Here is a 14,390-nt window from a genome sequence, read left to right as displayed (position 1 = left end):
ATATGCGCAACAGTCAGAACATCACCATCCCCCGGTCACAAACCATCACGACGACCGCCGACGAAACAACATGGTCTCTCCCCGGGGCTATCGTCGGTTTTGTCGCATGGCTGCTGGCGCTGGCGATCCCGTTTATGCTCTATGGCTCCAACACGCTGTTTTTCTTTCTCTACACCTGGCCCTTTTTTCTTGCTCTGATGCCCGTTTCTGTGGTGGTGGGGATTGCGCTCCACTCCCTGCTTGATGGAAAGTTGCAATATAGCTGCGTGGCGACGCTGTTAACGGTGGCCGCGATGTTCGGCGTGCTGTTCTTATGGCTGCTGGGCTAACATCGTCGGGCGACAAAGCGTAACCTTCATTAAGGCAATGTGTCCGGGTTCGGATCGCCATACATTTATGGTAAAGTCTGGCGCTTGCGCGGTATCACCCGGCCCCGAAGTGGAGTCTGACGCAAAGTTATGGGATGATGATGCCGTTTTTCAGGGGGCAGGATGGGTAAACTAACGCTGCTATTGCTGGCTTTACTGGTCTGGCTGCAATATTCGCTGTGGTTCGGCAAGAATGGTCTGCATGACTATGGCCGCGTCAGCGAAGATGTCGCAGCACAGCAGGCGACAAACGCAAAATTAAAATCGCGCAACGATCAGCTATTCGCCGAAATTGACGATCTCAATGGCGGCCAGGAGGCGATCGAAGAACGCGCACGCAACGAATTAACCATGACGAAACCGGGCGAAACATTCTATCGTCTGGTGCCGGATGCGTCGAAACACGCACCGGGGGCAGCGCAAAACACACAAAACAGACCTTAAATAATCCCGGATTCACGACATGTCAGCAATGATACCGGACGTCTGTGCCGTGGTGCCGGCTGCCGGATTCGGCCGCCGCATGCTAACGGAATGTCCAAAGCAGTACCTCTCCATCGGCGATAAAACCATTCTTGAGCACGCGGTCGCCGCGCTGCTCGCCCACCCGCGCGTTGCCCGCGTGGTGATTGCCGTTAGCGCGGGCGACGAGCGCTTCGCCCAGCTTCCTCTTGCCCGACATCCACAAATCACCGTCGTTGAGGGCGGCATCGAACGCGCCGACTCGGTGCTGGCAGGATTGAACGCCGCCGCAGGCGCGCAGTGGGTGTTGGTACACGATGCCGCGCGTCCTTGCCTGCATCAGGACGATTTAAACCGCCTGCTCGCGCTCAGTGAAACCAGCCGCGTGGGCGGTATTCTTGCCGCTCCCGTGCGCGACACCATGAAACGTGGCGAACCGGGCAAAGCAGCAATTGCCCATACCGTTGAGCGCAATGACTTATGGCACGCGCTGACGCCGCAATTTTTCCCCCTTGAGTTACTTCACGCCTGTTTAACGCGCGCGCTCAATGAAGGCGCAACCATCACCGATGAAGCCTCGGCGCTGGAATATTGCGGTTATCACCCGGAATTGATCGCCGGGCGCGCGGATAATATTAAAGTCACCCGACCCGAAGATTTACGGCTCGCAGAATTCTATCTGACCCATGCAGACCACCAGGAGAAAGCATAATGCGCATTGGACACGGTTTTGACGTACACGCCTTTGGAGGCGTTGGCCCGATTATTATTGGTGGCGTGCGCATTCCCTTTGAGAAAGGGCTGCTGGCTCACTCCGATGGCGATGTCGCACTGCATGCGCTGACCGATGCGCTGTTGGGCGCGGCGGCGCTCGGCGATATCGGTAAACTTTTCCCGGATACCGACCCGGCGTTTAAAGGCGCGGACAGCCGCGAACTGCTGCGTGAAGCCTGGCGGCGCATTCAGGCTAAAGGCTATCAACTTGGCAATGTCGACGTGACCCTCATTGCGCAGGCACCGAAAATGCTGCCGCATATTCCGCAGATGCGCGTGTTCATTGCCGAAGATCTCGGCTGCCATATGGATGATGTGAATGTCAAAGCAACCACCACCGAGAAGCTGGGCTTTGCCGGGCGCGGTGAAGGCATCGCCTGTGAAGCTGTCGCGCTGTTAGTGAAGGCGGCGAAATGACCGATTTCGACAATCTGACGTACTTACACGGTAAACCAGCGGGCAGCGGCATTCTGAAAGCTAACCCGGAAGATTTTGTCGTTGTCGAAGATCTTGGCTTTGCGCCAGACGGCGAAGGTGAGCATATTCTGGTACGAATTCTGAAAAATGGCTGCAATACGCGTTTTGTTGCTGACGCGTTAGCGAAATTCCTTAAAATTCATGCCCGTGAAGTCAGCTTTGCGGGTCAAAAGGACAAGCATGCCGTGACCGAACAGTGGCTTTGCGCCCGCGTACCGGGCAATGCGATGCCGGATCTCAGCCAGTTCACGCTGGAAGGCTGTAAAGTGCTTGAGTATGCGCGCCATAAACGCAAATTACGCTTGGGGGCTTTGCAGGGTAACGACTTTACTCTGGTGCTGCGTGAAGTGAGCGATCGGGCAGATGTCGAGGCGCGTTTGCAGGCTATCCGTGAAAAAGGTGTAGCGAATTATTTCGGCGCTCAGCGCTTCGGGATTGGCGGCAGTAACCTTCAGGGCGCGCTGCGCTGGGCGCAGAGTAACGCGCCGGTACGCGATCGCAATAAGCGCAGTTTTTGGTTGTCGGCAGCGCGTAGCGCGTTGTTTAATCAGGTCGTTAGCGAGCGGCTGAAAAAACCAGACTTTAATCAAGTTGTTGGCGGCGATGCGCTACAATTAGCGGGTCGCGGAAGCTGGTTTGTCGCGACCGACGAAGAGCGCACAGCGTTGCAGGCACGCGTCGATGCTAAAGCGCTGATGATCACCGCGCCATTGCCGGGCAGTGGCGACTGGGGTTCACAACAAGAAGCGCTGGCATTTGAGCAACAGGCCGTTGCCGATGCGCCAGAATTACAGGCTTTGCTGGTGCGGGAAAAAGTGGAAGCGGCACGCCGCGCGATGCTGCTCTACCCGCAAAAGCTAAGCTGGAACTGGTGGGATGATGTCACCGTCGAGTTACGTTTCTGGCTACCGGCGGGGAGTTTTGCCACCAGCGTGGTCAGGGAACTTATCAACACATCGGGTGATTATGCGAATATTGCTGAGTAACGATGACGGGATCCACGCGCCGGGTATCCAGACGCTGGCCCGTGCTCTCCGGGAGTTTGCCGACGTTCAGGTCGTCGCTCCCGATCGTAACCGCAGCGGTGCGTCCAATTCGCTGACGCTTGAATCTTCGCTTCGTACGTTTACTTTCGACAACGGTGATATCGCCGTGCAAATGGGTACGCCGACGGACTGCGTCTATCTCGGCGTCAACGCCTTAATGCGTCCGCGCCCGGATGTGGTCGTTTCCGGTATCAACGCCGGGCCGAACCTCGGCGATGATGTTATCTACTCCGGCACCGTTGCCGCTGCCATGGAAGGGCGTCATCTCGGTTTTCCGGCGCTGGCGGTTTCCCTTAATGGCTATACCCATTACGAAACTGCGGCGGCGGTCACCTGTTCCATTCTGCGAGCGTTAAGCCGCGAACCGCTGCGAACCGGGCGTATTTTGAATATTAACGTGCCGGATCTGCCGCTTGATGAGATCAAAGGGATTCGCGTGACGCGCTGCGGTAGCCGCCATCCGGCAGACCAGGTTATTCCGCAGCAGGATCCGCGCGGCAATACACTTTACTGGATTGGCCCGCCGGGTGAAAAATTCGATGCCGGGCCGGATACGGACTTCGCCGCCGTCGACGAAGGCTACGTTTCCGTGACGCCGCTGCATGTGGATTTAACCGCCTACAGCGCGCATGATGTGGTGTCTGGTTGGCTGGAGCGCGCCGGGGTGAATACGCAATGGTAAGCAAACGCGTACAGGATCTTCTCAATCAATTACGTGCGCAGGGCATCAAAAACGAACAGGTGCTCGAAGCGCTGTCGCTTGTGCCGCGTGAGAAATTCGTTGACGAGGCGTTTGAACATAAAGCGTGGGATAACGTCGCGCTGCCTATTGGTCAGGGGCAAACTATTTCCCAGCCGTATATGGTGGCGCGCATGACCGAGTTGCTCGAACTGACACCCGAGTCCCGCGTGCTGGAGATTGGCACCGGTTCGGGCTATCAGACGGCGATTCTGGCGCATCTGGTACATCATGTCTGTTCTGTTGAACGTATCAAAGGGTTGCAATGGCAGGCACGTCGCCGCCTGAAGCAGCTCGATCTGCACAATGTTTCTACTCGTCATGGTGATGGCTGGCTGGGGTGGCAGGCGCGCGCCCCATTTGACGCTATTATTGTGACTGCCGCTCCGCCGGAAATTCCGGCTGCACTGATGTCGCAACTGGACGACGGCGGCATTCTCGTTTTGCCCGTGGGCGATGAACTCCAGCAGTTGAAACGGGTTCGTCGGCGGGGAAGCGAATTCATTATCGATACCGTAGAAGCTGTACGCTTTGTTCCGCTGGTGCGTGGTGAGTTGGCCTGAGTTACAGATTTATCCTGGGTTTTTCAAGCCATAACAGCGTATTGTGGGCAAATTTGCCGTCGACATTCGCGGTCATCTTTAAGTCATTGGTAATTTACATATTATTGGGGGAAAAATGAGCGCGGGAAGCCCGAAATTAACCGTAAGCCGTGTTGCGGCATTGTCACTGGTTTCGCTTTGGCTGGCAGGGTGTTCAAATTCCACTAATACTCCAGCACCGGTTAGCTCCGTTGGCGGCAGCTCAAGTTCCAGCGGCGGCAGCGATTCCGGTATGCTCATCACGCCACCACCAAAACTGGGCACAGCATCACAACAACCACAAATTCAGCCGGTACAGCCGCAGGCCGTCCAACCGACGCAGGTTCAACCGGTGCAGCAACAGCCCGTGCAAACGGTGAATGGACATATCGTTTATAACCGCCAGTACGGCAACATTGCCAAAGGCAGCTACACGGGTGGCAGCACGTACACCGTCAAGCGCGGCGATACCCTGTTTTATATTGCGTGGATCACCGGGAACGATTTCCGCGATCTGGCGCAGCGTAATAACGTTGCCGCGCCGTATGCGCTGAACGTTGGGCAGACCTTGCAGGTCGGAAATGCATCCGGTACACCTATCACAGGCGGCAATGCAATAACTCAGGCTGATGCATCCGCACAAGGAATAGTCTCAAAAACTGCGCAAAATTCAACCGCAGTGGTTGCTTCAAAACCGACAATTACGTATTCTGAGGATTCAGGTGAACAACCTGCTAACAAAATGTTGCCGAACAACAAGCCTGCGGCCCCGGTCACAGCGCCTGTCACGGCACCTGCTGTTAGCGCAACCGAACCGACTGTCAGCAGTACAACAACCAGCTCGCCGATTGCTACATGGCGCTGGCCAACTGAAGGCAAAGTTATCGATAACTTCTCTGCCACCGAAGGTGGTAACAAGGGGGTCGATATCTCAGGCAGTAAAGGACAGGCTATCGTCGCGACCGCAGATGGGCGCGTTGTATATGCCGGTAACGCACTGCGCGGTTACGGTAATCTCATCATCATTAAACACAACGATGATTACCTGAGTGCCTACGCCCATAACGACACGATGCTGGTCCGGGAACAACAAGAAGTTAAGGCGGGGCAAAAAATAGCTACCATGGGTAGCACCGGCACCAGTTCTACACGCTTGCATTTTGAAATTCGTTACAAGGGGAAATCCGTAAACCCGCTGCGCTATTTGCCGCAGCGATAAATCGGTGCAAGGTAGTTGAAGTCCTCCCCACTTGAGCCGTTGTAGCGCGCGCAGATGCCGCTGCAACGGGCGCAATGAGGAAGAACCTTCAGGTGCTTTGCCCAGGGATCACGGGTAGGAGCCACTTTATGAGTCAGAATACGCTGAAAGTTCATGATCTAAATGAAGACGCGGAATTTGATGAGAACGGAACAGAGACTTTTGACGAAAAAGTCTTAGTAGAAGAGGAACCCAGTGATAACGACCTGGCTGAAGAAGAGCTGTTATCGCAGGGAGCCACCCAGCGTGTTTTAGACGCGACTCAGCTTTATCTTGGGGAAATTGGGTACTCCCCGCTTTTGACGGCCGAAGAAGAAGTTTACTTTGCACGCCGTGCACTTCGTGGTGACGTAGCCTCCCGCCGACGCATGATTGAAAGTAACCTGCGTCTGGTGGTGAAGATTGCCCGTCGTTACAGCAATCGCGGTCTGGCACTGCTGGATCTGATTGAAGAGGGCAACCTGGGGTTGATCCGTGCGGTTGAGAAGTTTGACCCTGAACGTGGGTTCCGTTTCTCAACTTATGCAACCTGGTGGATTCGTCAGACCATCGAGCGGGCTATCATGAACCAAACCCGCACCATTCGTCTGCCGATTCACATTGTTAAAGAACTGAACGTGTATCTGCGTACCGCGCGTGAGTTGTCCCATAAACTGGACCACGAACCGAGTGCGGAAGAGATTGCCGAACAGTTAGATAAACCTGTTGATGATGTCAGCCGTATGCTGCGTCTCAACGAGCGCATTACCTCAGTCGATACACCGCTGGGCGGTGATTCTGAAAAAGCGCTGCTGGATATCCTGGCCGATGAGAAAGACAACGGTCCGGAAGACACCACGCAAGATGATGATATGAAACAAAGCATCGTCAAATGGCTGTTCGAACTGAACGCCAAACAGCGTGAAGTGCTGGCACGTCGTTTCGGTCTGCTGGGTTATGAAGCTGCGACACTCGAAGATGTAGGCCGCGAAATTGGTCTCACCCGCGAACGTGTTCGTCAGATTCAGGTTGAAGGTCTGCGTCGTTTGCGCGAAATCCTGCAAACACAAGGGCTGAATATCGAAGCGCTGTTCCGCGAATAAGCAACCTTTCACGTCAAAAAGGCCGGTCGCAGATGACTGGCCTTTTTCTTTGCCTGCTGATCGGCTCTTTACACCAGGTTCTTCAACCGGTAAATCCACTCCAGCGCCTGGCGCGGCGTCAGGGTATCGGGGTCCAGATTCTCCAGCGCTTCGACCGCCGGGCTGGTCTCTTCTGCCGGAACGAGCAGGGACATCTGCGTGCCGTCGATCTGCGTTCCCGCTGCGCTGGGCGACAAACTTTCCAGCTCGCGCAATTTCCCGCGCGCCCGTTTAATCACCTCTTTTGGCACACCCGCCAGTGCGGCAACCGCCAGACCATAACTTTTGCTCGCTGCGCCATCCTGCACGCTGTGCATAAAGGCAATAGTATCGCCATGCTCCAGCGCGTCGAGATGCACATTCGCCACGCCTTCCATTTTCTCTGGCAGTTGCGTCAGCTCAAAGTAGTGGGTAGCAAACAGCGTCAACGCTTTGATTTTATTAGCCAAGTTTTCCGCGCAGGCCCAGGCCAGCGACAAGCCATCATAGGTCGATGTACCGCGCCCAATCTCGTCCATCAACACCAGGCTGTTTTCCGTGGCGTTATGCAAAATATTGGCGGTTTCAGTCATCTCAACCATAAAGGTTGAACGCCCGCTCGCCAGATCGTCCGCCGCGCCGACGCGGGTGAAAATACGGTCGATTGGCCCGATCTCCACTTTCTGTGCCGGCACATAGCTGCCGATATAGGCCAGCAGCGCAATCAGCGCGGTCTGGCGCATATAGGTACTTTTACCGCCCATATTCGGCCCGGTGATGATCAGCATCCGGCGCTGCGGCGACAAATTAAGCGGGTTGGCGATAAACGGCTCTTTCAGCACCTGCTCAACTACCGGATGACGCCCTTCACTAATGCGAATACCCGGTTTGTCACTAAAGGTCGGGCAGCAGTAGTTGAGGGTGTACGCGCGTTCCGCCAGATTCACCAGAACATCCAGTTCAGCCAGCGCCGAGGCGCTCTGTTGCAGGTCAGCCAGGTGCGGCATCAGCAGGTCGAACAGTTCGTCATAAAGCTGTTTTTCCAGCGCCAGCGCTTTGCCTTTGGAAGTCAGAACCTTGTCTTCGTACTCTTTCAGTTCAGGGATGATGTAGCGTTCGGCATTTTTCAGCGTCTGGCGACGGACATAGTGAATCGGAGCAAGATGGCTCTGACCGCGGCTGATCTGGATGAAATAGCCATGTACAGCGTTATAGCCGACTTTCAGCGTATCCAGCCCGAGGCGCTCGCGCTCGCGGATCTCCAGTCGATCGAGATAATCGGTCGCTCCGTCTGCCAGCCCGCGCCACTCGTCAAGTTCCGCATTATAACCGGGGGCAATGACGCCGCCATCGCGCACCAGTACCGGCGGCGCATCGATAATGGCGCGCTCCAGCAGTTCGCGCAGTTCGCTGAACTCGCCCATTTTTTCACGCAGCGTCTGCACCGGCGCGCAGTCCACGTCCGCTAACTGACGGCGCAGTTCCGGTAATTGCTGAAAAGCGTACCGCATACGCGCCAAATCACGCGGGCGGGCGGTACGCAGTGCCAGGCGCGCCAGAATACGCTCCAGATCGCCCACCTGGCGCAACACCGGTTGCAGCTCCGCCGCGCTGTCCTGTAACGCGCTAATGGTTTGCTGGCGTTCGGTAAGCACGTTGGTATCGCGCACCGGCATATGGAGCCAGCGTTTAAGCATGCGGCTGCCCATTGGCGTGACGGTACAGTCGAGTACAGACGCCAGCGTGTTCTCAATGCCGCCCGCCAGGTTCTGGGTGATCTCCAGGTTACGGCGCGTAGCGGCATCCATAATGATGGTGTCCTGCTGGCGTTCCATGGTGATTGAGCGGATGTGCGGCAGGGCGGTGCGCTGCGTATCTTTGACATATTGCAGCAGACAACCTGCGGCGCACAGGCCGCGCGGCGCATTTTCGACGCCAAAACCCACCAGATCGCGCGTACCAAACTGTAGATTCAATTGCTGACGTGCGGTGTCGATTTCGAACTCCCACAGCGGGCGGCGGCGCAGACCGCGACGGCCTTCGATCAGCGAGGTCTCGGCAAAATCTTCTGCATACAGCAGTTCGGCAGGGTTGGTGCGTTGTAATTCGGCGGCCATCGTGTCGCGATCCGCCGGTTCGCTGACGCGAAAACGGCCAGAGCTGATATCGAGTGTCGCGTAACCAAAGCCTTTACTGTCCTGCCAGATAGCCGCCAGCAGGTTATCCTGGCGCTCCTGCAATAACGCTTCATCACTGATGGTACCCGGCGTCACGATACGCACAACTTTACGTTCCACCGGCCCTTTGCTGGTGGCGGGATCGCCAATCTGCTCGCAAATAGCGACCGATTCACCCAGGCTTACCAGCTTCGCCAGATAGTTTTCCACCGCGTGATGCGGCACGCCCGCCATCGGAATGGGTTCACCCGCAGACGCGCCGCGTTTGGTCAGCGAAATGTCCATCAGCTGTGACGCGCGTTTGGCGTCGTCGTAAAACAGCTCGTAGAAGTCGCCCATACGGTAGAACAGCAGAATGTCCGGATGCTGCGCTTTCAGCTTCAGGTACTGCTGCATCATTGGGGTATGCGCGTCGAAATTCTCGATAGTACTCATCAGTTAGGGATGTCCATTTTCTTGAAAAGTAATGAGTTGATCATGTTGTTGTTCTGGTTAGCGATCGCTCAGCCTGGTGGGAACTGATGAAAGGGCGTATGGCTTTCATCAGCACCCAGGGCAGCATGATAACGGAGTCTGTGGGGCAGGAAAACAGGGGGAGCAGGTTAAAATCGCCAAAACGTAGCCCTGAATAAAGGGCGATAAAAAGCGGGAATTACGACCTGGCTTTATTCTCTAACAGATACAACACCGATGAAGTCAAACAGAGAATATAGCCAAATAATTCAGTTTCTTCTTCGACTATATTTTTCACGATGCGGATATATTCCCCTTGCATCACATCCTGCCAGAAAATATGCAGGCCAAATAAACGGGAAAATACCAGGATGCAGATTAACCCGGCGCTCATCATGCCGTAAGTCGTATGTGCTGTGTAATCCATGACTTGCCCCGGTACGTGCCTTCTATTTTTCATTGCGCAGGCGATAGCGCTAGCGGCTGCTAATAATGAAAACCAAACCCAGCTACCGTGGGCAATAAGGTCAAAAAACGCGTCGAGTTCGCGGAACAACATAGCGGTGAAAAAACCGGCTGTCAGTATATTACGCTCACGATATTCCTTCTGCCTGCGCGCAAGCGTCAGCCAAATCATGGCGATGGCAAATAATATTGCTTCCTGGACAATTTCAGTCACAGATAATTCAGATAAGCCATTGTGAAATACGTTGACGTCAATATAGAGACATACCATGCCTAACGAAACGGCAACGGCTAACAGGAGGAAATGGTAAATGGGTTTAATAATTGGCATTCTGTACACTGGTTGAGTCAAAACCAAGATTCTTATTCATATTAGTACAGCAGGTTTCCCTCTTTGTGCTTTACCACGCCCAGATTTTAACAAATAGAGCGGTTCTGCGACAAATAGGACGATTCCCAAATCAAATCACTGGAATAAGATACTCACCGCTGAGTATGGTCTCGTTATCAATGTTGGTCGCGCCGTGGGTACTGATAATATTAATGTCGCTTTCATGTCTGCGGCAATGGGACGTTTGCGGTAATGCGTAATGATAAATGTTTTCCACAAAGCGGCTGTGATCCGACAGTGTGCCCTGCCAATGAAAAGATAAGTATTTTCCTTTTTTAATTTTCTTGATGATTAATTTATTGCCGTTGGGTTTAAAGACGCTATGACAATTGCCGGTGGAAAATTCGTAGGTAACACCAAATTCGCCAGGATGTTTCACATGGAAATAATTAGTGAAGATAAATAGCTTATCCTCACTTAAAGGGGTGTCATTGATAAAGGCGCTTAACGTCGTTAACTCAAGCGCCGTCATCGTGTCCGGATTATCCAGTGCTTCAAGGGACAACATGCGTTCGTAAGTCTTTACTGCAATCTCGCAGGGCTCCATTTCCCGTAGTTTGGGGGCAGGTGAGTCAGGTTTCGTCATTTTTATTGGCGGAGCCAGTTTGGAGAAGTCCCAGGTCTCTTCACTACGCCAGATACCAGGAGCCATGCCGAAATGATCTTTAAAACGCCGATTAAAGCTCTGCTGGGTGTTAAATCGGTAGCGAAGCGCAATATTTAATATTGAATCGCTGGATATTTTCAGCGCGGTGGCGGCTTTACATAAGCGGCGTCGTCTAATATACGTTGCCATCGGTATACCCGTCACCTCGCGAAAAATACGTTGTAAATGCCAGCGGCTATAGCCCGCTCTTTTTTCAATGATTTCAATAGAGAGGGGTTGCTCTAAATTTTTTTCGAGCCAAAAAAGGAGGTCGGATATAAAATCACGCATAAGAAACCCCTCAAAAAACGCGGGTGTTATTAAATTATAATGGGCAGCGAGTATTACATTTCGGTTCTCTTAAATGAATCTTAGGCGGGTTTTCGCGAAAAAAAACGCACAAATAATCAAAAGGTGGGCTGTGTACTCGACAATACAAAAAAATCCACGCCGCAGCGTGGATTTATGTCCGGCGTAATGCTTAGAACTCGACGTTTGCGCTAATGCCGCCAACAAACGCATCATCCACTTTATCTACTGCACCCGGTGCAGAGATATATTGCAGATTAGGACGAATCTGCAACCAATTTGTCGCCTGGACATTGTAATAGATTTCGTAGTTGTACTCTGAGCCATCCTGAATCGGCAGATACGCCAGGCTGTTATAGTCGGTCTGGCCGTTGAGGCGGTTCTCGTTTTCCAGCATGTTGGTATAGGACGAATTCACATGAACACGGCCAGCGGCAACGCCAATTTCATCCTGCGGGCGCGCGTCAAACGGCCCTTTCCAGGTCAATGCAACGGATTGATAGTTATCGGTTTTGGAGGTCTTATGATCGTTCATCACCGCCTGAACGGTCAGCGTGATACCGCGATCGCTGGAACCGCCCTGCGCGGTCAACTGCTGCTGCGCAAGAATGTAGCCGCCATAAGAGTGGGCGGTGTCACCGTAACTGCCGTTGCGCCATGAGCCATAGACATCATCGTGCGTTGAGGAGTAGTAATAGCCGATGCGGTAATTACCCGGCAATTTGTCCGCGCCAAGCTGCGGTTGCCAGCCCAGTTCGACTGGCACCAGGTTGCCTTCCGTCGGGTTGAATTCCATGCGGAAGCCATCCCCGCGATCGTAGTTGTATGGGTTCTGGTTATAGAAACCCACCTGCATAAAGACCTCAGGCGTAAAGTTGATACGCACGCGTCCGCCCCACTGGGAGACTGGCCAGTTATACCAGTGATCGCCGCGCCAGTTGCCCGCCTGACCACTGCCGAACGCCAGGTTCTGAAACTTGCTGTCGAAGTTATCGAAATCTTCGCCAACGGTGACGCGACCCGCTTTGACATCCAGCACATCGTCAAAAAAGCCTTTGCGCAGCCAGAACTGGGTCAGACGCCAGGTTTGGCCGCGGCCGTAGACTTCCTGCGTGGAAGAGAGCATACCGGTTCGCGGATCCGCTACCTGATCGGAAACGTTTTGCCCGTCACGGTTGGTAATGGTCATCTGGAACTCGGCATCCTGCCAGTTAAGCAGTTTTTCGAGATCGAGCGTGACGCCGAATGCCTGCTGATCGCTATAGCGGGCAGTGGTTGATGTGTTATAACCGCCCGCCAGATTGGAGGCCGCTTCCAGCGTGTAGCCAAGCTGAAAATCGACGCCCTGATCTTTCAGTTCGGAGCGGGTACCGCCCCAGTCGCCGAACATCCACGGTGAGTCGGCACTGAAGGCGTCGGCAGCCTGTGCAAGGCACGGCATGGTCAGGAGTAATGCTCCGGCAATACCGGATAATGCGGGATGTTTCGCCACTGTTTCTTTATATTTCATTTTATTTATTCTTCTTAAGTCGGTGTTGATGGAGTTTTGAGTGTAATAATCTGGCGAGGTGGGTTTTATAGATTCGTGCGAGTAAGTTTTTCTTGGCGAAAAAATTTGATCGGCACCGCAAAATTGCATTCACAGGATTCCACTTTGCCTGTTTTAGTGGTTTGCGGCGCAGTGATTTATTTGTTTTGCGAACGCTGTTTTTTCTTCCGCCGTACGGTCAGCAGCGGCGTTACGGAGATACCGTGCAGCAGCACGCTCAGGGTCACAATGGTGATAGCGATATCCGCCACAATATTGGCATCTGCGCCCTGCAAGCCGTGAACATAGGCATAAGCAATATAATTAAGGCTGCCAATGCCGCGAATACCCAGCCAGCCCAGGCTGACGCGATGAAACCACGAACTGCCGTCGCGCAGGGTGACAATCAATACCGATAGCGGCCTGATCACGACAAAAACGATGAATGCCAGCACCAGCGCGTGCGCATCCCAGTGCTGCGAAAGCGTCACCCCCAGCACAATCACCAGCAGCGCCGCCAGCAGACGCTCCACAGTATCACCAAAGGAGAGCGCATCCCCGATTACCAACCCCACGGATTTAATCGGATTTTGCTCCTCCAGCGCGTGGCGCATATGCGGATTAACCTGCATCTCTGCCGGCAAATCATGGTCATCTTCCGGGTCGGCATGACGTTTCTGCACGCTCACCTCCGCGCTGCGTAAGCCAATGCCGGCCGCAAACGCGGCGAGAAAGCCGGAAGCACTCACCGCTATCGCCAGGGAAAAGCTCAGGCAAATCAGCGCAAGGGCGATGAAATCACTGGGCGCAACTTCTCCCTGCGCATGGCGTGAGCGGGTGGCGATAATACCCACCACCCTGCCCAGAAAGAAACCGATTAACAGCCCGCCGACCAGGGCCCACACCAAATCGACGCTAAACCATTTCAAGAGTTCTTCAGATGTTGGCGCACCGTCGGCCTGATACCAGATAAGCGCCAGCATCAAAAAAGGTAACGCCGTGCCGTCATTGAGGCCCGCCTCGCTGGACAACGCGATGCGTAGCTGATCGTCATCCCGTGCGTCATTGATAGCCACCAGGCTTGCCAGCACCGGATCGGTTGGTGCCAAAATAGCGCCCAGCGCCAGCGATAACGGCCATGAGAGATTAATAAGATAATGCGCGGCGACCATAATCCCGCCAATGGTCAACAGCATAGCGGGCAGCGCCAGCTTGATGCCCATCTTCCAGTAAGGAGAGGTGAGCGGCAGGCGAATTTTCAGCCCGGTGATAAACAGCGAGGCCGCCATGGCGATTTCGGTAATGCGGCTGGTCAGGTGCGCATGCGCCGCAATATCAATGTTCAGGATGCCCATCTCCCAGGGGCCGCAGATAATACCGACGATTAAATAGAGCCCGAAAACGGGAATCGGTACCCGGCTAATCCAGCCATACGACAAGGACATCAACAGTAACAGGCCACCCGTGGCCGCCATCCACATCAAATAACTCATACTCCTCCACAACACGACGATTCATCCTGAATAGTGTCTTAAAAGTTATAGTTGCTGAAAAAGGTCTGCACCAGGCCTGCAAGGGTGAATGTGCAAGCGCCGCTCTTTGGCTACGCTTAGGGA

At 54.1% G+C, this 14,390-nt stretch carries 14 protein-coding genes; 9 read left to right on the top strand and 5 right to left on the bottom strand.

Features of this window, described 5'->3' with window-relative positions; genetic code table 11:
- The first annotated feature begins 2 nt into the window (after positions 1-2).
- The 9 genes from Q5705_16650 (at position 3) to rpoS (ending at position 6,787) form a co-directional block, all read left to right on the top strand.
- On the top strand, positions 3-329 hold the full coding sequence (locus Q5705_16650) for a DUF3561 family protein (protein ID WLI76201.1): 327 nt from the start codon (positions 3-5) through the stop codon (positions 327-329).
- Between the two features lie 162 nt (positions 330-491).
- Positions 492-812: a cell division protein FtsB gene (ftsB, locus tag Q5705_16645; protein ID WLI76200.1), complete on the top strand. Its 321-nt coding sequence runs from the start codon at positions 492-494 to the stop codon at positions 810-812.
- 19 nt (positions 813-831) lie between these two features.
- On the top strand, positions 832-1,542 hold the full coding sequence (ispD, locus tag Q5705_16640) for a 2-C-methyl-D-erythritol 4-phosphate cytidylyltransferase (protein ID WLI76199.1): 711 nt from the start codon (positions 832-834) through the stop codon (positions 1,540-1,542).
- Entirely contained in the window at positions 1,542-2,021 is a 480-nt protein-coding gene (gene ispF, locus Q5705_16635) for a 2-C-methyl-D-erythritol 2,4-cyclodiphosphate synthase (protein WLI76198.1), read from the top strand. The genes ispD and ispF overlap by 1 nt, the downstream gene beginning before the upstream one ends.
- On the top strand, positions 2,018-3,067 hold the full coding sequence (gene truD, locus Q5705_16630) for a tRNA pseudouridine(13) synthase TruD (GenBank protein ID WLI76197.1): 1,050 nt from the start codon (positions 2,018-2,020) through the stop codon (positions 3,065-3,067). The genes ispF and truD overlap by 4 nt, the downstream gene beginning before the upstream one ends.
- Positions 3,048-3,809, top strand: a complete 762-nt coding sequence (surE, locus tag Q5705_16625; GenBank protein ID WLI76196.1) for a 5'/3'-nucleotidase SurE — start codon at positions 3,048-3,050, stop codon at positions 3,807-3,809. The genes truD and surE overlap by 20 nt, the downstream gene beginning before the upstream one ends.
- Complete coding sequence (locus tag Q5705_16620) at positions 3,803-4,429, top strand: protein-L-isoaspartate(D-aspartate) O-methyltransferase (protein WLI76195.1); 627 nt, start codon at positions 3,803-3,805, stop codon at positions 4,427-4,429. Before surE ends, Q5705_16620 begins: the two co-directional genes overlap by 7 nt.
- Before the next feature lie 166 nt (positions 4,430-4,595).
- Entirely contained in the window at positions 4,596-5,666 is a 1,071-nt protein-coding gene (nlpD, locus tag Q5705_16615) for a murein hydrolase activator NlpD (GenBank protein WLI79049.1), read from the top strand.
- A 128-nt stretch (positions 5,667-5,794) separates the two neighbouring features.
- A complete protein-coding gene (rpoS, locus tag Q5705_16610; GenBank protein ID WLI76194.1) occupies positions 5,795-6,787 on the top strand; it encodes an RNA polymerase sigma factor RpoS in 993 nt (330 codons plus the stop codon).
- Between the two features lie 68 nt (positions 6,788-6,855).
- Here the strand turns inward: rpoS and mutS are convergent, their stop codons facing one another.
- From mutS to Q5705_16585, 5 genes are all read right to left on the bottom strand, one after another.
- A complete protein-coding gene (mutS, locus tag Q5705_16605; protein WLI76193.1) occupies positions 6,856-9,417 on the bottom strand; it encodes a DNA mismatch repair protein MutS in 2,562 nt (853 codons plus the stop codon).
- A gap of 217 nt (positions 9,418-9,634) precedes the next feature.
- Positions 9,635-10,231, bottom strand: a complete 597-nt coding sequence (locus Q5705_16600; protein ID WLI76192.1) for a transporter — start codon at positions 10,229-10,231, stop codon at positions 9,635-9,637.
- Positions 10,232-10,361: 130 nt separating this feature from the next.
- Positions 10,362-11,228 carry a helix-turn-helix domain-containing protein gene (locus Q5705_16595; protein WLI76191.1) on the bottom strand — a complete coding sequence of 289 codons (867 nt, stop codon included), beginning with the start codon at positions 11,226-11,228 and terminating at the stop codon, positions 10,362-10,364.
- A gap of 190 nt (positions 11,229-11,418) precedes the next feature.
- Positions 11,419-12,687 carry a carbohydrate porin gene (locus Q5705_16590; protein ID WLI79048.1) on the bottom strand — a complete coding sequence of 423 codons (1,269 nt, stop codon included), beginning with the start codon at positions 12,685-12,687 and terminating at the stop codon, positions 11,419-11,421.
- Between the two features lie 245 nt (positions 12,688-12,932).
- Positions 12,933-14,267 carry a cation:proton antiporter gene (locus tag Q5705_16585; protein ID WLI76190.1) on the bottom strand — a complete coding sequence of 445 codons (1,335 nt, stop codon included), beginning with the start codon at positions 14,265-14,267 and terminating at the stop codon, positions 12,933-12,935.
- Positions 14,268-14,390 lie beyond the last annotated feature (123 nt).

It is taken from the genome of Kosakonia sp. H02, assembly GCA_030704225.1.
Lineage (GTDB): Bacteria > Pseudomonadota > Gammaproteobacteria > Enterobacterales > Enterobacteriaceae > Kosakonia.
Note: the sequence above shows the minus strand (reverse complement) of the source record. Positions and strands in the feature narration are given on the sequence as shown.